Annotated in this window: 16 protein-coding genes; 9 read left to right on the forward strand and 7 right to left on the reverse strand. The window is 72.5% G+C overall.

The annotated features are described in order from the left end of the window. The first annotated feature begins 50 nt into the window (after nt 1-50). The 3 genes from HS048_RS22460 to HS048_RS22470 are packed head-to-tail and all read left to right on the forward strand — an operon-like array spanning nt 51 to nt 1497. On the forward strand, nt 51-302 hold the full coding sequence (locus tag HS048_RS22460) for a hypothetical protein (protein ID WP_196468563.1): 252 nt from the start codon (nt 51-53) through the stop codon (nt 300-302). Further along, nucleotides 299-1123: a hypothetical protein gene (locus tag HS048_RS22465; RefSeq protein WP_068897288.1), complete on the forward strand. Its 825-nt coding sequence runs from the start codon at nt 299-301 to the stop codon at nt 1121-1123. Before HS048_RS22460 ends, HS048_RS22465 begins: the two co-directional genes overlap by 4 nt. Next, entirely contained in the window at nt 1120-1497 is a 378-nt protein-coding gene (locus HS048_RS22470; RefSeq protein ID WP_068897289.1) for a GntR family transcriptional regulator, read from the forward strand. Before HS048_RS22465 ends, HS048_RS22470 begins: the two co-directional genes overlap by 4 nt. A 53-nt stretch (nt 1498-1550) precedes the next feature. Here HS048_RS22470 and HS048_RS22475 read toward each other — a convergent pair whose 3' ends face one another. Next, a complete protein-coding gene (locus tag HS048_RS22475) occupies nt 1551-2381 on the reverse strand; it encodes an ATP-binding cassette domain-containing protein (protein WP_196468564.1) in 831 nt (276 codons plus the stop codon). 20 nt (nt 2382-2401) lie between these two features. Between HS048_RS22475 and HS048_RS22480 the strand changes: the two genes are divergently transcribed. Next, nucleotides 2402-2989 carry a DUF4328 domain-containing protein gene (locus tag HS048_RS22480; protein ID WP_196468565.1) on the forward strand — a complete coding sequence of 196 codons (588 nt, stop codon included), beginning with the start codon at nt 2402-2404 and terminating at the stop codon, nt 2987-2989. Between the two features lie 55 nt (nt 2990-3044). On the opposite strand, the gene HS048_RS22485 is transcribed toward HS048_RS22480, so the two are convergent. Beyond that, on the reverse strand, nt 3045-5459 hold the full coding sequence (locus HS048_RS22485) for a bifunctional diguanylate cyclase/phosphodiesterase (protein ID WP_196468566.1): 2415 nt from the start codon (nt 5457-5459) through the stop codon (nt 3045-3047). Between the two features lie 307 nt (nt 5460-5766). Between HS048_RS22485 and HS048_RS22490 the strand changes: the two genes are divergently transcribed. The 4 genes from HS048_RS22490 to HS048_RS22505 all read left to right on the forward strand — a co-directional run bounded on the left by HS048_RS22490 (nt 5767) and on the right by HS048_RS22505 (nt 10718). After that, on the forward strand, nt 5767-6666 hold the full coding sequence (locus HS048_RS22490; protein ID WP_196468567.1) for a dienelactone hydrolase family protein: 900 nt from the start codon (nt 5767-5769) through the stop codon (nt 6664-6666). A gap of 169 nt (nt 6667-6835) precedes the next feature. Then, on the forward strand, nt 6836-7735 hold the full coding sequence (locus HS048_RS22495) for a DUF3152 domain-containing protein (RefSeq protein ID WP_230881834.1): 900 nt from the start codon (nt 6836-6838) through the stop codon (nt 7733-7735). A 168-nt stretch (nt 7736-7903) separates the two neighbouring features. Continuing rightward, nucleotides 7904-8905, forward strand: coding sequence for a DUF418 domain-containing protein (locus HS048_RS22500; RefSeq protein ID WP_196468568.1), 1002 nt, complete (start codon nt 7904-7906; stop codon nt 8903-8905). Nucleotides 8906-9005: 100 nt separating this feature from the next. After that, nucleotides 9006-10718 carry an HAD family hydrolase gene (locus HS048_RS22505; protein WP_196468569.1) on the forward strand — a complete coding sequence of 571 codons (1713 nt, stop codon included), beginning with the start codon at nt 9006-9008 and terminating at the stop codon, nt 10716-10718. Nucleotides 10719-10749: 31 nt separating this feature from the next. On the opposite strand, the gene HS048_RS22510 is transcribed toward HS048_RS22505, so the two are convergent. The 5 genes from HS048_RS22510 to HS048_RS22530 form a co-directional block, all read right to left on the reverse strand. Further along, entirely contained in the window at nt 10750-11181 is a 432-nt protein-coding gene (locus HS048_RS22510) for a GNAT family N-acetyltransferase (protein ID WP_068897467.1), read from the reverse strand. Between the two features lie 13 nt (nt 11182-11194). Further along, nucleotides 11195-13102 carry an N-6 DNA methylase gene (locus tag HS048_RS22515; RefSeq protein ID WP_196468570.1) on the reverse strand — a complete coding sequence of 636 codons (1908 nt, stop codon included), beginning with the start codon at nt 13100-13102 and terminating at the stop codon, nt 11195-11197. A gap of 204 nt (nt 13103-13306) precedes the next feature. Beyond that, nucleotides 13307-14197: a carbohydrate ABC transporter permease gene (locus HS048_RS22520; protein ID WP_084008326.1), complete on the reverse strand. Its 891-nt coding sequence runs from the start codon at nt 14195-14197 to the stop codon at nt 13307-13309. A gap of 64 nt (nt 14198-14261) precedes the next feature. After that, on the reverse strand, nt 14262-15167 hold the full coding sequence (locus HS048_RS22525) for a carbohydrate ABC transporter permease (RefSeq protein ID WP_068897298.1): 906 nt from the start codon (nt 15165-15167) through the stop codon (nt 14262-14264). 99 nt (nt 15168-15266) lie between these two features. Next, on the reverse strand, nt 15267-16529 hold the full coding sequence (locus HS048_RS22530; protein WP_231647343.1) for an extracellular solute-binding protein: 1263 nt from the start codon (nt 16527-16529) through the stop codon (nt 15267-15269). A 466-nt stretch (nt 16530-16995) separates the two neighbouring features. Between HS048_RS22530 and HS048_RS22535 the strand changes: the two genes are divergently transcribed. After that, complete coding sequence (locus HS048_RS22535) at nt 16996-17415, forward strand: STAS domain-containing protein (RefSeq protein WP_196468571.1); 420 nt, start codon at nt 16996-16998, stop codon at nt 17413-17415. Nucleotides 17416-17528 lie beyond the last annotated feature (113 nt).

Genomic DNA, 17528 nt, shown 5'->3' on the forward strand with positions numbered 1-17528 from the left:
CCCTGCGCCACGGACCCCCACCGGCCGCCCTGTTCCGTCAGGAGAACGAGATGACCACGACCTCACCGCGAACGCTCATCACGCTGCTGTCGCGCGCGCTGGAGCGCACGCACCGCCACCCGGGCGGCGAGGTCCCGGCGGCCGGCGACGCACCGCCGTACGACCGGCTCGCGGCCTTCGTCGGCCGCCACCCGGCCGGAGCTCGCGCCACCCGGGCGACGGGAGCCCGCGAGGCGTTGACTTTGTCGCAAGGTATGACGCACCATGTTGCTACAAACCTTGCGACAAAGGAGGCTCCATGACCCGTGAATCCTCACCGGACGCTCCCCCGCCGGCACGGGCGGCCGATCTGCGGTCGGCGGGCGCGTGGCTGGCCCGGCACGGCCTGGCCGACGCCCGCCCGACCCCGCTGCTGGCCAGCCGGCTGGCGGTCCGGGATCGCGCCCGGCTCGCCGCTCACGTCATCCTGGCCGTACTGATCCTCGCGAGCGCGCTCGCCGCGACTTCCGCCTTCGGCGGCTTCGGCGGCTTCCCGCCGCCCTACCCGACCTCGCTGCCGGCCCTGACCGCGCTCGTGGCCGGACTGCTGCTGGCGCAGTCGCTGCTCGACCGGTGGGTGCGACGCGTCGACCAGCGGGCGGGCGCGACGCTGTCGCGCCGGGCCGCCCATGCGATCCAGCCCGGCTGGCGGGCCCTGCTCGGCCTGCCGTACGCCGTCTTCGCACTCGCCACGTCCGCCGGGGCGATGGCTCTGGCCGCGAGCGCCCTGGCCGTTCCCGACCCCACCGTGCGGCAGCTGGCCGTCATCCTGCTGATCGGCCTGATCGGTGCGACCGCCATCACCGCCCTGCAGCTGCGCCACCTGCTCAGGTTCCCGGTCGTGGCGGAGGACGAGGAGTCGCTGACCGCCGACGTCATCATGCGCGTCGAGGACGCCCGCGTCCTCACCACGCCGAACGTGCAGTGGTCGCTGCCCATGGTGCTGCTGTTCGGCACCGCGCCCGGCTGGTGGGGCGCCTCCGCGATCGCCTACCTGCTCCTGAGCCTGGCCGTGTTCGTCGCGCTCCATGCCCGGACGCCGTCGAGCGCGACGGTGGCACAGCGGGTCGTGAGCGTCCGATGATCGTCATCGATGCGGCCTCTCCGGTCCCGCCGTTCGAGCAGCTGCGGGCCCAGCTCGCCCGGCAGATCCAGGACCGCACGCTGGCCGTGGGCGCCCGGCTGCCGACCATCCGCCACCTGGCGGCCGACCTCGGCCTGGCCGTCAACACGGTCGGCCGGGCCTACCGGGAGCTGGAGGAGGCGGGGCTGATCGAGACGCGCGGACGGGCGGGCTCGTTCGTGTCGGCCGCCGGCGAGGAGGGCCGGGAGCGGGCCCGCCGGGCCGCCGCCGACTACGCGGCCGTGATCGCCAGCGTCGGCCTCGACGCGGGTGAGGCGCTCCGCATCGTGCAGGCGGCCCTGGCGGCCGGCGCGGCGGCACCGGCCTCGTCGTGACCGCGCCCCGGCCGCGGGAGCCGCAGGAGTCCGCCGCGCCTCTCAGGACCGGCTCAACGGGGGATCTCGGAGTGGACGGTCCGGAGGCGGAGCGGATCACCGGCGGCGCGGGAGGACTCCCCAGTCAGGCCGGTGAGGGCACGGGTGACGGGGTGGGAGGGGTGATGGAGCACCTGGCCGGCCGGGCCGTGCTCGATCAGGCGCCCCTCGTGGACGACCGCGACCCGGTCGGCGATCCGCGCGGCCACGGGCAGGTCGTGGCTGATGACGATCAGGGTCAGGTCGAGGACGGTGAGCAGGTCGAGGGCCTCCGCCTGGGTGACGGGGTCCAGCCCGGAGGCGATCTCGTCGCAGATCAGCACATCGGGACGGGCGAGCAGGGCGCGGGCCAGGGCGGCGCGCTGGAGCTCTCCCCCGGACAGCGCGTCCTGCAGGGCGGCGCGGGTGAGGTCCTTGCGGCAGGCCCGCCGCCCGGCCTCCGGGGAGGGACCGGGCAGCCCCAGGCGCGCCGCGACCTCGGCCACGGCCACGGCCACGGCGGGCAGGTAGTAGTCGCAGGAGGACAGGACGCCGTCGAAGCCGAGCGCGTCGTGTAACCGCTCCACCTGGGACAGCAGCGCGGGCAGGTCGTTGGTCTCCGCGGTCAGTACGTTGTCGGCGGCCAGCAGCGGATGCGAGCGCGCGTTCGGCGCGGCGCGCAGGTAATGGTGCAGGTCGCGGGTGAGGAAGGTGAACCGGTGCCCCGCATCGCGGATGGCGCGGGGCAGCAGCGTGCTCATCGCCCCCACCCAGCTCTCGATCATCAGCAGATGGGCCGTGCCGCCCCCTCCGGCCGCGCGTATCGGTGGACCGGGGCGGCAGTCGGGTGGGAGGCCCTTTTCCATCGCTCCTCCTCGAGGAGAACGTGCTCTCCGCCCTCATCGACTCCCCCGACACCGCCGACATGGGCGCGGTGGACGCCAACGACCGCCTCTACGGGATGTCCGGACTGGCGCAGACCCTCTCCCACGTCGTCACCGCGGTCCTGTTCGTGCTCTGGCTGCTGCGGGCCTGCTCCAACGCCGAGGCCATGCTGCCGGTCCCGCATCGCCGCCACGCCGCCTGGGCCGTCTTCGGGTGGGTCGTGCCGATCGTCCACCTGTGGTATCCCAAGCAGATCGTCGACGACGTCTGGACGACGTCCCGGCTGGGCGCGGCGGGCTTCCGCGGACCGGGCCACGCCACCCTGCACACCGCCCGGCGTGCGGGGCCGGTCCGGGCGTGGTGGCTGTTCCGGCTGGTCGGCATCGTGATGTCCGGCTTCGCCCACCGGACCTTCGCGGACGGCGACGACCTGGAGGCCTACCTCGTGGCGACCAGGATCGAGATCGGTTTCGCCGCCCCGACCCTGATCTGCGCCGCCCTGGCCGCCGCGGTGGTCCTGAAGATCACCTCTTTCCAGACCCGGGGCGCCCGGGGCGGGGAGACGGCCCGGGTCGCGCCGATCCCGTAGGCGGACGCCGTGCCCCCGCCCGCCGCGCGGACCCCGGCCGCGCGGGCCGCCGCGGTCAGGCCGCGTTCTTCCACGGCGTGACCCGCAGCATGTCGTCGATCCGCTCGGGCGGCACGGGCGGGGAGAACAGGTAGCCCTGGGCCAGCGGAGAGCCCATCTGCTGCAGCACGTCGGCCTGGTCGCGCGACTCGACGCCCTCCACGACGGTACTGAGCCCCAGGCTGGCCGAGAGCTCCAGGATCGCCTTGGTGAAGGCGCGGGTCCGGTGGTGGTCGGCCTCGGTCAGCGGGGTGGTGAACGACCGGTCGATCTTGAGGATGTCCACCGGGAGGGTGCGCAGGTAGGCCAGCGAGGAGTAGCCGGTGCCGAAGTCGTCCAGCGCGATGCGCACCCCGTGGGCGCGCAGCCCCGCCAGGACCTCGACGATGCGCCGGGTCTCGGCGGCGGTGGTGGCCAGCAGCATGCTCTCGGTGATCTCCAGGGTCAGCGCGTGCTCGGGCAGCTCGTGCCGGTCGAGCAGTTCCAGCACGGCGTCGCTGAAGGACTCGTCGCGCAGCTGGCGGCCCGAGACGTTGACGGCCACCGTGATGCCGTGGTCCTCGTGCCAGCGGCGGGCGTCGGCGCAGGCCTGCTCCAGGACCCACAGGCCGATGTCGATGATGAGGCCCGTCTCCTCGGCGATGGGGATGAACACGTCCGGGCGGACCGGGGGCCCGCCCGCCGGGGTCCAGCGCAGCAGGGCCTCCACCTTGCGGATGTCACCGGTGGCCAGGTCGACGACCGGCTGGTAGACCAGGGCGAGCTCCTCCCGGGCCAGGGCGTGCCGCAGGCCGGTGGCGAGCCGGGTGTGCTCCAGCCGGGCGGCGCGCAGCGCGCTGTCGAACACGGTGACCTGGTTCTTGCCCGCGGACTTGGCCGCGTACAGGGCCAGGTCGGCGTCGCGCAGCGCCTCCGAGGCGCCCTCCATCGGGACCTCGGCCAGCACGCCGATGCTGGTCGTCAGGTACAGCTCGCGCTCGCCCAGGCGGTAGGGGGCCTGCACGGCGGTCAGCACCTGCTGCGCCGTGGAGAGGGCCTCCTCGACGGTGGCGCCCGGCAGCACGACGGCGAACTCGTCGCCGCCGGGCCGGGCCAGGACCTGGTCGCCGGTGATCAGACCACGCAGGCGGCGGGCCACGATGGTCAGGAGCCTGTCGCCGACCGGGTGGCCGTAGGTGTCGTTGACGTCCTTGAAACCGTCCAGGTCGAGCAGGAGCAGCGCGGGCGGGGGCGTGTCCGGCCGGGCGGCGTGGGCGGTGATCGCGTCCTGCAGGACCTCGCCGAGCAGGGTGCGGTTGGCCAGCCCGGTGAGCGGGTCGTGCGCGGCGCGGTGGGCCAGGCGGCGCTGGAGCACGTCCTGGCGGCGCAGCGCGGCCGACAGCTCGTCCGCCTGGGCGGTGAGCTGCTCGGCCTGGCGGTCCAGCTCGACGGCGCGTGCCTCGGCCAGCCGGGCGACGAGGTTGAGGCGCACCACCAGCAGGACCGCGAGCAGGACGGTCAGCCCGGTGATCACCAGCTCGGCGTGGAACCGGCCGGGGAAGCCCTCTCCGGCCAGGCTGAGGCCCGCCACCGAGACCAGCGGGCTGATCACGGTCAGCGCCAGGAACGTGGTCACCCGCACCCGGTTGCCGACCTCGGGCGTCACGATCTCCGCGGCTCCCCGGAGGCTGGGATGGAGCGCCGCGCTGCCGATCAGGACCGGCCACGCCATCCAGGCGACCAGGGTCAGCGCGCCGTCCGGGCGGCCCGCGGCCAGGTTGAGCAGGTGGCTGCTGTCCGAGACGAACACCATGCCGTAGGCCAGGCTCATCAGGACCAGCCAGGCCGCCCGCCCCTTGCCGAGCGCCAGCCGCGCCGCCAGTCCCAGCATGAACAGGTCGATGACCGGCGTGGAGACGGTGAACACCAGATCGGTGTCCACCCGGTGGACGCCGTGCAGCAGGGGGTGGAGCAGGAAGGTCCACGCGGGCATGGCGGCGCCCACGGTGATGATGCCCGCGTCCAGCAGCGCCGATCTGGGCGATCCGCCGCCGCGCCGGCTCAGCAGCACCAGCGCGGCGAGCCCGAGCAGGTAGGCGAAGAGGGTGAAGAGGTTGTAGAAGTGCAGCAGCTGGGGGATCTTCAGCCACGTCCAGCCGACCGCCCAGCCCAGCGCGGTCGCCAGCCAGGCGGAGAGGGCGGCGACGATGACCATCCGCCACGGCCACAGGCGGCTCAGCCCGTGCCGCCGGATCATGACGACCATGACCAGCACCGTCGCCCCCTGCACCCCCGCCTGGGCCAGTACGGCCGGCAGGGCGGGCAGCAACGGGGAAGCCACGGCCAGCAGGCCGCCGGCCAGGAGGTACACCAGCCAGCCTCGCGTGGCCCGGCTTTCGGCACCGCCCCGGTGCGGGGATCGCCGGAGCGTCGAGCGCGGTGGCTGGCGCATGGAGGTGGTCCTTCCGTGAGATCTGGCTCCTCCCTATCGGCACCGCGGTCCGGCAGTTGACCAAAGCGGGCGAACGAATCGAAGACTCGGAAAAAGAGGGCGATCTCCCCGGTTTCGGACTGGATAGGTGATTTCACCGATGCATCACGGCGCCTGACAGCGCGACAGTACTTCCTGTCAACGTTTCGAGGGGAACAGCGGAACCCCCCACGGCACGGAGCGGCCGCCCCCGGCGGCTCCGTACCGGACGGCTGCCGGCGCGGACGCCGTCACCCGGTTCCCCTCCTACGAGCAGGGAGCAACCGACGTGCAGTCACACCCCCCGACCCCCGTGAACCGCCGGACCCGGACCCTCACCAAGCTGGCGCTGGCGCTGGCCCTCGTCGGCGGCGCCGGCGCGGTCGCCCCCACCGCCCACGCCGCCGCCGGTTACGAGCGCGGCCCGGACCCCACCAGCTCCAGCCTCGAGTCCTCCCGCGGCCCGTTCACGGTCTCCAGCACCACCGTCTCCTCCCTCGCCGCGAGCGGCTTCGGCGGCGGGACGATCTACTACCCGACCGACACCAGCCAGGGCACCTTCGGCGGCGTCATCGTCGCGCCGGGCTACACCGCGAGCAGGTCCACCATGGCCTGGCTCGCCGAGCGGCTCGCCTCGCACGGCTTCGTGGTCTTCAACATCGACACCATCACCCGCTACGACCAGCCCGACAGCCGGGGCCGGCAGATCCTGGCCGCGGCCGACCACCTGGCGGAGGAGAGCAGTCTCACGGTCCGCAGCCGGCTCGACGCCGGCCGCATCGGCGTCACGGGCCACTCCATGGGCGGCGGCGGCACCCTCGCGGCGGCCGAGAGCCGCCCGTCCCTGCAGGCGGCCATCCCGCTCACCCCGTGGCACACGGACAAGTCCTGGGGGAACGTCCGGGTCCCGACGATGATCATCGGCGCCGAGAACGACTCGGTCGCCCCGGTGGGCTCGCACTCCGAGCCGTTCTACAACAGCCTGTCCTCCGCTCCGGAGAAGGCCTACCTGGAGCTCAACGGCGCCAGCCACTTCGCGCCGAACAGCTCCAACAGCACGCTCGCCAAGTACAGCATCGCGTGGATGAAGCGCTTCGTCGACGACGACCTCCGCTACGACCAGTTCCTGTGCCCCGCACCGGGACGCAGCACGCAGATCGAGGAGTACCGCTCCTCCTGCCCGCACTAGGCACTCCCGAGACCTGCCACCGAGGTCTCCGCCCGCGCCGAGCGGGACGCACGACGACGGCGGCCGCCCCTCTCCGGGCGGCCGCCGTCCCCGTTCTACGGGACCATTTCCGACACGCCCGTTACCAGTGTTTTCGGTGGTACCCGAGGGGCAATAGGGTTTGTGCCCTATGCCCGGGAACATAGATAATCAGCTGCGCAGGCCTCGTTCGTGGCTGCTCGTTTTCGGCTGCCTGTCCATGCTCCTGGCCGGTGGAAGCGCGGTCGCGGCCCTGCCCCTCCCCGAGCCCGCCCCCTCCCCGGGGGCCCTGCTCGGACCTCCTCCCCCACCTCCGGGGACGCCGGTGCCCCCGGCCGCGGTGACGCCCCTACCAACGACACCGCCGGCGGCCTCACGGACGGCCCTGCCGGCTGCGACCCCGACTGCGACGCCGACCGCGACGCCCCCGGCGGTCGTCACGCCCACTCCCCCGCCCGAGCCCGCCCCCGAGGCGCAGCGGACCCGCCTGCTGGCCAACGGGCGGCTGCAGCCGGAGAAGGTTCGGGTGCCCAGGGCCGCGAGCGGCCGTTACGCGGTCGTGCCCGGTGGGGCCGCGCCTCCGTCGCGGCGCAAGGGGAAGGTCGTCCGGTACGTCGTCGAGGTGGAGCGCGGGCTCCCGTTCGATCCGCAGGAGTTCGCCGACGAGGTGCACCGGATCCTCAACGACCCGCGGAGCTGGGGCTTCCGGTTCAAGCGGGTGTCCCGCGGCCCGGCGAAGCTCCGCGTCTCGCTGTCCAGCCCGGCCCTGACCGACCGCCGCTGCCTGCCGCTGCGCACCCAGGGCACGCTGTCCTGCTGGAACGGCAGGCAGGCGGTGATCAACGCGGTCCGGTGGAACCGGGGCGTGCCGGGTTACCGCGGCGATGTCGCCTCCTACCGCGAGTACGTCGTCAACCACGAGGTCGGCCACGGGCTGGGGCACGGCCACGTGCCCTGCCCCGGACCGGGCCGGCGCGCCCCGGTCATGCTCCAGCAGACCAAGTCCCTGTACGGCTGCCGCCCCAACGCCTGGCCCTTCCCCAAGCGATGACCGCGCCCCCGGCGGCCGGTCCCCGCAGGGGGGAGCACGGGAGGGCACGGGAGGGCACGGACGACCGAGGGAAGCCTCCGCACCGGACCGCCGGTGGTCGGCACAGAGTCAGGCAAGGCACGGCGTGCTTCCCCGTTTCCCGGCGATCGTCGGCTATACGGTGCTCGCGTGACTGCATTCCGTAACGGTCTCCGTCGTATGGCCGGTGAGCGGGGTCCCTCGGCGCCCCGCAGACTCCACGAGCTGGACGCGCTCCGCGGTTTCGCGCTGTGCGGGATCATGGTGGTCAACACCTGGCAGCACACGTGCGACCGGTTGGAGCACCCGGCGCGCAACTCCGTCGACTGGGTCGTCGACAGCCTCTTCCAGGCCAAGTTCTTCCCGATCTTCTCGTTCCTGTTCGGGATGAGCCTCGTGCTGTTCCTCCGCTCCGCCGAGGACCGGTCGGGGCACCCCCGCCTGGTCCTGCTGCGCAGACTGGCCGTGCTGGCCTGCTTCGGCGCGGCGCACCGGCTGGTGAACCCGGACGAGGTGCTCCTGCCGTACGCGGGGTTCGGCGCGATGGTGCTGCTGCCCGCGTCGTTCCTGCCGGACCTGATGGTGCTGCTGGCCGGGGTCGGCGCCACCGTCTGGGGGGTCGGCCACGGCGGTGGCGGGGCCCTGGTCAGCGGACTGTTCCTGCTGGGCATGGCCGCGATGGAGTTCCCGCTCTCCGAGCGTCTGCTGGCGCCCGCCTTCGTGGTCAGCACGGTGCTGGCGGGAGGGCTCGTCTACCTGTGGATCGCCTCCTCCACGGGGGGTCTGCTGTTCTTCCGGAGCGCGTACACCGCGAGCGGGGTGGCCTGCTCGGCGGCCTACGGCACCGGGCTGCTGCTGCTCCTGCGCACCCGCCTGCGCGACCTGCTGATGCGGGCCCTCACCCCGCTCGGCCGGATGGCCCTGACGAACTACCTGCTCAGCACGGCGGCCATCCTGGGCGCGCTGCCGCTGCTGGTCGCCGATCCGACCCGGTTGTCGGTGCCGGCGCTGGCGGTGGCGGTGCTGGCCGCCCAGGTCGCCTTCAGCCGGTGGTGGCTGGCGCGGTTCCGGTACGGCCCGGTGGAGTGGCTGTGGCGGTGCCTGACCTGGCTGGAACGGGTCCCGAACCGCAGGTCCCCCGTGCCGGCCTGAGCCTCCCGCCGCAGCGGGACCGGCGACGTTCAAGTCTTCCGGCTCAGGAATTCACCCGTTCCAGACGATGCCGCCGCCGGATCCGGGTACCCGATCCGACATGCGCTATCACGCCCTGGCTTGCGACTACGACGAGACCCTGGCCGCCGAGGGCCGCGTCGACGACGGCACCGTGGCCGCGCTCGAGCGCCTCGTACGCTCCGGACGGCAGCTGATCATGGTCACCGGGCGGGAGTTGGAGGACCTCCTGCGGGTCTTCCCCCGGCTGGACCTGTTCGACCGGGTCGTCGCCGAGAACGGGGCCGTGCTCTACCGCCCCGCCGACCAGACGAGCACGCCCCTGGCGGAGGCCCCTCCGGCGAGCCTCGTCGAGCTCCTGCGCGAGCGGGACGTGGAGCCGCTCAGCGTCGGCTCGGTGATCGTGGCCACCCGGGAGCCGCACGGCGACACCGTCCTGCACGCGATCCAGGAGCTCGGCCTGGAGATGCAGATGATCTTCAACAAGGGCGCGGTCATGGTCCTGCCCTCGGGTGTCAACAAGGCCAGCGGCCTGGCCGCCGCACTGGCGGAGCTCGGCCTCTCGGCGCACAGCACGGTGGGGGTGGGCGACGCGGAGAACGACCACGCGTTCCTGGTCGCCTGCGAGTGCGCCGCGGCGGTGGCCAACGCGCTCCCCGCCGTCAAGGAGCGCTGCGACCTGGTGACCGAGGGCGAGCGGGGCGCCGGGGTGGCCGAGCTGGCCGGCCGGATCGTCGAGACCGACCTGTCCGAGGTCGACGTGGACCGGCACCACCTGCTGCTGGGCACCGTCGAGGACGGCGAGCTCCGGTTCTCCCCGTACGGCCTGCGGCTGCTGATCGCCGGCCCCTCGCACAGCGGCAAGTCCACCGTCACCGCCGCGCTGCTGGAACGCATCGCCGAGGCCGGGTACCAGTTCTGCCTGATCGACCCGGAGGGCGACTACATCGAGGGGATCGAGGGCGCGGTCGTGCTCGGCGACGGCCGCCGCGCGCCCACCGAGGACGAGATCATCCAGGTGCTGAAGGAGCCCGGGGAGAGCGTGGTGGTCAACCTGCTGGGGGTGTCCCTCGACGACCGGCCGGGATTCTTCGAGGGATTCCTGCCCCGCCTGTCGGCTCTCCGGGCCCGCCACGGGCACCCGCACTGGCTGGTGGTCGACGAGGCCCACCACATGATGCCCGACGGGTTCGGCCTGGAGTCCGTGGGCCTGCTGCGGGAGGCGGGCGCGCTGCTGATGGTCACCGTGCATCCGGCGGCGGTCAGCGGACCGGTGCTGCAGACCCTGAACGCGATCGCCGTGGTGGGCGAGTCCCCCGGCGACGCGCTCGGCACCTTCGCCGCCGCCACCGGTCAGATCCTGCCCCCGGAGGACTTCCCGGACCTGCCGACGGGGCACCTGCTGCTCTGGCAGCCGCCGGCCGGTCCGCTCCGGGTGGAGCTGACCCCGCCCCGGCGGGAGCGCCAGAGGCACCGCCGCAAGTACGCGATCGGGGACCTCGGGGAGGCCAAGAGCTTCTACTTCCGGGGTCCGCACGGGGCGCTGAACCTGCGTGCCGAGAACCTCGCCGTGTTCTGCAGGCTCGCCGACGGCGTCGACGACGACACCTGGAACCATCACCTGCGCCGGGGCGACTACTCGCGGTGGATCGCCGAGCAGGTCAAGGACGAGGAGCTGGCGGCGGAGGTGGCCGAGGTCGAGCGGGAGCCCGGCGACTCCGCGGCCGAGGCCAGGAGGCGCGTGCGGGATCTCGTCGAGGACCGCTACACCGCCGCCGCCACCGGCCCGGGCTGAGCCGCCCGCCCCGCCCGGGCCCCGCCGGCGGTCACAGCCGCTTGGCCAGGCAGTGCGTGGTGGGCTCCTCGACGTACTTCCCGTAGGGCGGGATCGGCCGGTAACCGCAGCTCCGGTAGAGCGCGAGGGCCTCCGGCTGCAGGTGCCCGGTCGCCAGGCGGAGCACCGTGTGCCCCTGCGACCGGGCCAGGTCCTCCAGCGCCTCCAGCAGCGAGCGGGCGACGCCGCGCCTGCGGTGGCCGGGGGCGACGTACATCCGCTTGACCTCGCCCGTCGCCTCGTCCACCGGCTGCACCGCGCCGCAGCCGACGGCGTGGTCGCCGCTCACCGCGACGAGGAAGCGCGCCCGGGGGTGCACCCCGGACCGGCCCTCGGGGCCGTACTTGGCGACCAGCTCCGCGAAAGCCGCCGCGACCAGGGCGGACAGGCCCTCGTCCGACAGGGGCCGTTCTTCGATGATCACGGCCACATCGTAGTCAGCCGTTCTGGTCCGGCCGCAGGTCGCCGTCGACCAGGCCGTCCAGGACGAGCCCGCGGAGCAGCTCACCCGCCTCGCCGGTGCGGCGGAGCGCGTCGGCGAAGAGGTCCAGCTCGCGGAAGACCTGCCCGTAGCGCCGCTGCTCGGCGAGGGGCAGCCGGGGCAGCCGCATCCGCCGCGCGTCCGGGCGGGAGGCGGACGGGGCGGAGCCCGCCGCCCGGGCGGCCGAGGCCCGCAGGAACCCGGCGACGAAGTGGGGATCGAAGGAACCGGGGTCCGGCCGGATGAGGAGCAGATGGGGGCCGAGCGCCGTCTCCTCCTCGACCACCGCGGCGGCCGGGGCGCGTCCCGTGACGGGGACGACGACGTCGCCGGGGCCGGCGACGACCAGGCCGGGCCCGTCCGCTCCCCTGCCCGTGGCGGCCCGTCCCAGGATCAGGTCCTCCGCGGTCAGCAGCGCCAGTTCGCCCCGGCCGGTCTCCATCCGTCCCGGCGTCTGGACGACGCTCAGCGCGCCCGTCCTCGCCAGCTCGCTCAGTGGGACGGCCACAAGAGGCCTGTGCGGCGTCTCCGTGACCGAGGGGAGCAGCCGGGTCAGTTCGGCGACGGCCGCCAGCAGCTCGTCCACGGTCCTGCCGACGCCGCCGGCGACCGCGGCGGGGCGGGCCAGGTGGCGGGCCGGGGTGAGGTCGACGTCCTCGTCGAGCAGGTCGATGACCGGGACCGCGCGGCTGCCGGCCGTCTCGCGCCGCGGGTCCTCCACGAAGGACCGCCAGGCCGGCACCGCCGAGTCCCGCGACTCGGTGGCGTCGATCATCAGCACGTGCGTCGGGATCGGGTCGCCGTCGTCGGGCCGGCGGAGCAGCCACAGATGGGGCGGCATCGCGGACTGGGGGGCCGACCCCGGCGGCAGGGCCACGATCGCGCGCAGTGCGCCCGTCCGGATGAACCGGGAGCGGATCCGGCGGCCGGACCTGCGGCCGGCCGCGGCGGGCGGCATCAGGACGATGACCTGCCCGCCCGGCCGGGCGTGGGCCAGGCAGTGCTGGACCCAGGCCAGCTCGGACTCCCCCCGCGGGGGCAGGCCGTACTGCCAGCGCGGGTCACCCGCCAGTTCCTCGTATCCCCAGCCGCGCTCGCTGAACGGCGGGCTGCACAGTACGGCGTCGGCCTGCAGCAGCGGGAAGGCGTCACCGGTCAGGGCGTCGCCCCGCCTGATGTCGGCGGTGATGCCGCGCACCGCCAGCCGGGCGCCCGCCAGCCGGGCGGCGTCGCCGTCGCGTTCCTGCCCCACCGCCCGGACCGCTCCGGGGTCGCCGGCGGCCATCAGCAGTCCTCCGTGCCCGCACGACGGATCGAACACCTCGGCGGCCCGGGGCTCGACGAACGCCGCCATGAGGTCGGCGACCTCCGGGGAGACCGCCTGGACGCGGCGCGCGTGGGCCTGGGCGTAGCGGGTGTAGAGGAACTCCACGGTCTCCTCGGGGCCGCGGACCTCGGCGAGCGCGGCGGCGGCGCGGATCAGCGGGACGTCCTCGTCGCCCACGACCAGGTCGGGCAGCGCGTCGGCGATCTCGGCGTCCCCGGCCTCCAGGAGCGTCCTGAGCCTGCGGTGCGCGACGGCCGCCGCGAGCCGGCTGACGAGGGAGAGCAGCCGCAGGTCGTCGGCCGAGTTGCGCACCTGCTGCCAGAGCAGCTCGTCCTCCGGAAGCTCCTCCAGCTTGCCCTGCGCCCGCAGCCAGGCCTCGACCTCCGCCAGGGAGAACAGCGGGCTCGACGCGGTGCCGCCGACCGGCCCGGGGAAGTCGCCGAAACGGCGGCGCCAGTTGCTCACCGCGGCCCGGCCGACCCCCGCGAGCCTGGCGATGTCCCCCGAGGTCACCGTCGGACCTTCCTGCGTGGCCACTTCCCACCTCCCGCTGGGTCACCCGCCTCCCGGACCGGCGGCGCCCTGCGGTGCCACCGGCGTGTCCGGCCGGCGGAGACGGCCGGACACGCGGCTTCGCGCGCTTTCCGGTCCGTCCCACATCCGGAATGTACCGGTCCAGAATCACCCATGTTGCGGTGTGAGATACGGAATTCCGCTATTTCTCACCCGGTGGATTCGCCACTACTTGATCGAACCCGCGGTCAGGCCGCCGACGACCTTCCGCTCGATGAGCGCGAACAGGATGATCACCGGGATGGTGGCGATCACCGAGCCCGCGAACAGGTTCTGCCAGTCCACCTGGTACTGCCCGATGAAGGAGTTCAGCGCCACCGTCAGCGGCTGGTTGGACGGGGTCGTGGTGAGCGTCAGGGCCACGACGAACTCGTTCCAGGCCGCGATGAAGGTGAAGATCAGCGCGGTCACCACACCGGGCATCGCCAGCGGCAGCGTCACCCGGAACAGGGCTCCGAACCGGCCGTTGCCGTCGATGAAGGCGGCCTCCTCCAGTTCCCGCGGGATGGAGGAGAAGTAGGCGTTGAGGATCCACACCGCGAACGCCAGGTTGAACCCCCCGTTGACGAGGATCAGCGACCAGACCGTGTCCACCAGGCCGAACTGGAAGAACTCCCGGTAGATGCCGACCAGCATGGCGGTGGGCTGGAACATCTGCGTGATCAGCACCAGGACCAGGAACGCCGTCCGGCCCCGGAACTCGTGCCGGGCCGTGTAGTACGCCGCGGGCAGCGCCACCAGCAGCACCAGGACGGTCGACCCCGCCGCCACCTGCAGGGTGACGCCCAGGTTCTGCGCCAGCCCGCCGGTCCAGAAGTTCGTGAAGTTCGACCACGCGAACGTCGTCGGCAGGAAGGTCGCCTCGCGCAGCTCCTCCTGCGGCCGGAGCGCGGTGAGGATCATCACCAGGTAGGGGAAGAGGAAGACGAACGCGACGAGGTAGGCGCTCGCCGCGACGATCACGGTCTTGACCGACGGGAGCCTGCGGGCCCGCGCGGGGGCCGGAGCCGCCGCCGGCCGCCGCGCAGGCGCGGCCGGGGCGCTTTCGGTGACGGTCATGAGACCTCCTTCGTCGGCCCAATGCCCCGGGGGCGGCACTCATCGGCGACCTCACGTTGTTCGGTCATGAGACCTCCGTCCTCCACTTGCTGACCTTGAGGAAGATGATCGTCAGCACGATCACCATTCCGAAGTTGACGACGGACATGGCCGCCGACTCGCCGATGTCGGAGCCCTTGAGGATGTACATGAAGATGGTCGAGGTCGCGGTGGAGTAGCCGGGCTGACCGTGGGTCATGGCCCAGATGATCGGGAAGCTGTTGAAGACGTTCATCACGTTGATGAGCGTCGCCACGACCAGGGCCGGCCGCAGCAGCGGCAGCGTGATCGACCAGTAGGTGCGGAACCTGGAGGCGCCGTCCATCTTGGCGGCCTCGTAGACGTCGGAGGGGATCGCCGACAGCCCCGCGAGCAGCGCGTAGGTGGTGAACGGCAGGGAGACGAAGACCGCGACGAAGACGAGCCACGGCATCGCGGTCGCCGCGTTGCCCAGCGGGTCGGCGTCGGCGCCGCCGAGCGCGTCCAGCAGGCCGAGGTTCCGCCGGATCATGTTGATCAGGCCGACCTCGGGGTCGAGCATCCACTTGAAGATGATCGCCGTCATCAGGACCGAGGCCGCCCACGGCGCGATCAGCGCCCAGCGGGCGAACCGGCGGCCCGGGAAGCGCTGGTTGAACAGCTGCGCCAGGCCCAGGGAGAGCGCCACGGTGAGGACCACCACGGCGACCACCCACACCAGGCTCCTGGTCATGACCCCGCCGAAGTCGGGCTCGGCGAACAGCTTGGTGTAGTTGTCGAGCCCGTTCGATCCCTGGACCACGCCGAACCGGCTGATCTTCAGGAACGACGACTGGACCATCACCACGACCGGCCAGACGACCACGACGGCGATCAGGACCACCGCCGGGCCGATCCAGGCCAGCGGGGCCAGCGCGCGCACCACCCTGCCCGGGGTGAATGTCTGCTGCATGCGTCCTGCTTTCGAACGTGGCGCCGGATGCGGCGGGCGCCTTCCTGCGTGCCCGCCGCACCCGGTCACCGGTGATCGGAGTCGGGATCCCGCGAGGGGCTAGTTCGCGGTGGCCGTCTTCTGGATCGCCCCGAGGACCGCCTTGGGGTCACCGTCGATCGCGCTGCCGATGGTCTGCTTGATCTGGGTGTTCACCTCGGACCACTTCGGGTCCTGGAAGGGGTAGAAGGTCGCGTTGGGCAGCGCGTCCAGGAACGGCTTGAGCTTCTCGTCCGACGACAGCCTCTCGATGCCGGACTTGGTCACCGGGAGCAGCTTGTAGGTGTCGCTGATCTTCTGCGCCGCGGTGCCGCCGTAGAAGAAGTCGAAGAACTTCTTGATCTCCTCCTTGCGGCCGTTCTTGTTGAAGGCCATGATCCAATCCTGGACGCCGAGCGTGGTGTCGAGCGGGCCGGTCTTGCCCGCGATGGGGGCGACGCCGAAGTCGGTCAGGCCGCCCTTCTCGAAGATCGGGATCGACATGGGTCCGCCGTTGACCATGCCGACCTTGCCCGCGGCGAAGTCGGCCCAGACGTCCTTGCGGTTCTTGGTGCCGGGGTTGGGGGTGGTCAGGCCCGCCTTCACCAGGCCCTTGAGGTACTCGAAGGCCTCGACGTTGGCCGGGGAGTCGACCGTCCAGGCGCCGGAGGCGTCCTTGTAGCCGCCGCCGTTGCCCATGAACCACAGGAACGACTCGGCCTGGGCCTCCTCGTTGCCCAGCGGCAGGCCGAACGGCTGGGAGACGCCGGAGGCCTTCAGCTTCTCGGCGGCGGCCTTGAGCTCGTCCCAGGTCTTGGGCGCCTCGGCGATGCCGGCCTTGTCGAACAGGGCCTTGTTGTAGAACAGGGCGCGGGCGGAGGAGACGAACGGGATGCCGTAGCCGACGCCTTCGACCTTGCCGAACTCGGCGAACTTCTCCAGCATGTCGGCGGAGGTCTGCGGCGACAGGACCTCGTCGGTCTTGTAGAGCAGCCCGTCCTTGACGAAGCCCGAGTAGTCGCCGGTCTGCAGGATGTCGGGCACCTGGCCGTTCTGGACCATGGTGGCGACCTGCTTGTCGATGTCGTTCCAGTTGATCACCTGGACGTCGACCTTGATGCCGGGGTTGGCCGCCTGGAACTCGTCGACGACGCCCTTCCAGAACTTCTCGCCGCTGTTCTCGGCGGTGGGCCCGTCGCCGTAGTCGGCGGCGACCAGCTTCAGCGTCACCCCGCCGTCGGCCGCCTTGTCCCCGCCCGCGGCGGGGTCCTCGGAGCCGCAGGCGGTCATTACCAGTGCGGCGGCCAGGCCGAGCGTGACCGCGCCAACGAGCCTCTTGTTCACGTGCATTACCACCTTGGTCGTCATACGGCCCGAACTGGTCCGTACCAGTGGGGGATACCGAGGAGCACCTCAGTGCACCGCTTTTCCGGCTCCGGACCACCTCCGGCCGTCAGGCCGGGCCGGTCCGAGGCCTTCGTGATGCGGACCACGTTAGGTGGCAGCCATGCTCCGGTCCATACCGGCCGATATCGGTTTCACAACACCGGCCCTCCCGGCACCGTACTGGTCTATACCAGCAGTGCGGATTCGACGAACCCGCCGGAATGCTCGTTTGTGACGTTTATTGTGCGGCACCGATCAGGAACGATCAACGCTCGACGGGAGCCCGGACCGGCGGGACCCTCCGGGCCCGGCACCGGGGCACGGGGTGGCCGCACGTGTCACGACCCCTCCGCCACGCGGCGTTCCGCGCACTGGTAGAAAGAGTGGCTACCTGCCCTGAACCCGCAGGCGTGAGGAGCCGACCATGCTGTTCGAGCCCGATCGAGGCTCGGCGTTCACCCTCTCGTCCGAGACGTACGGGGATGCGATCGTCGTCCGCGCCGCCGGAGAGCTCGACTACCGCTCCGCACCGGTGCTGCGCGAGCACCTGGGCCCGGTCTGGGCCACGCCCGGGATGGCGGCCCTCGTGGTGGACCTGTCCGAGGTCGCCTTCTGCGACTCGGTCGGCCTCAGCGAACTGGTCGACGCGCTGCAGCGCAGTGAGGCCGCGGGCGTGCGGCTGATGCTCAGCGGCGTGCACGGCGTCCTGTCCCGGGTGCTGTCGATCACGGGTCTGCGCAAGGCCTTCGAGATCCACGACGAGCCGGGCGCGGCCCTCCGGCGGGCCGACGCCGACCGGCCCGCCGGCCGGCCCGCCGACGGAGACCCCTGCCCGGCGCCCTGACACCGGTTCACCCCTCCCGGCCGCATTACTGTGAACGCAGTACACTCGGACCCCGTCACAGATCGACCGGGTTTCACGTCGTGGGATACGTTGGCGTCCACATGTGCGGCGTG

Origin of the sequence: Planomonospora sp. ID91781 (genome assembly GCF_015711595.1) — a bacterium.
Classification (GTDB): domain Bacteria; phylum Actinomycetota; class Actinomycetes; order Streptosporangiales; family Streptosporangiaceae; genus Planomonospora; species Planomonospora parontospora.

Coding starts and splice junctions, on each gene's coding strand:
- HS048_RS22520 (WP_084008326.1), bottom strand. CDS start 14,197: ATGACCGTCACCGAAAGCGCCCCGGCCGCGCCTGCGCGGCGGCCGGCG.
- HS048_RS22535 (WP_196468571.1), top strand. CDS start 16,996: ATGCTGTTCGAGCCCGATCGAGGCTCGGCGTTCACCCTCTCGTCCGAG.
- HS048_RS22505 (WP_196468569.1), top strand. CDS start 9,006: ATGCGCTATCACGCCCTGGCTTGCGACTACGACGAGACCCTGGCCGCC.
- HS048_RS22460 (WP_196468563.1), top strand. CDS start 51: ATGACCACGACCTCACCGCGAACGCTCATCACGCTGCTGTCGCGCGCG.
- HS048_RS22485 (WP_196468566.1), bottom strand. CDS start 5,459: ATGCGCCAGCCACCGCGCTCGACGCTCCGGCGATCCCCGCACCGGGGC.
- HS048_RS22525 (WP_068897298.1), bottom strand. CDS start 15,167: ATGCAGCAGACATTCACCCCGGGCAGGGTGGTGCGCGCGCTGGCCCCG.
- HS048_RS22470 (WP_068897289.1), top strand. CDS start 1,120: ATGATCGTCATCGATGCGGCCTCTCCGGTCCCGCCGTTCGAGCAGCTG.
- HS048_RS22495 (WP_230881834.1), top strand. CDS start 6,836: ATGCCCGGGAACATAGATAATCAGCTGCGCAGGCCTCGTTCGTGGCTG.
- HS048_RS22465 (WP_068897288.1), top strand. CDS start 299: ATGACCCGTGAATCCTCACCGGACGCTCCCCCGCCGGCACGGGCGGCC.
- HS048_RS22475 (WP_196468564.1), bottom strand. CDS start 2,381: ATGGAAAAGGGCCTCCCACCCGACTGCCGCCCCGGTCCACCGATACGC.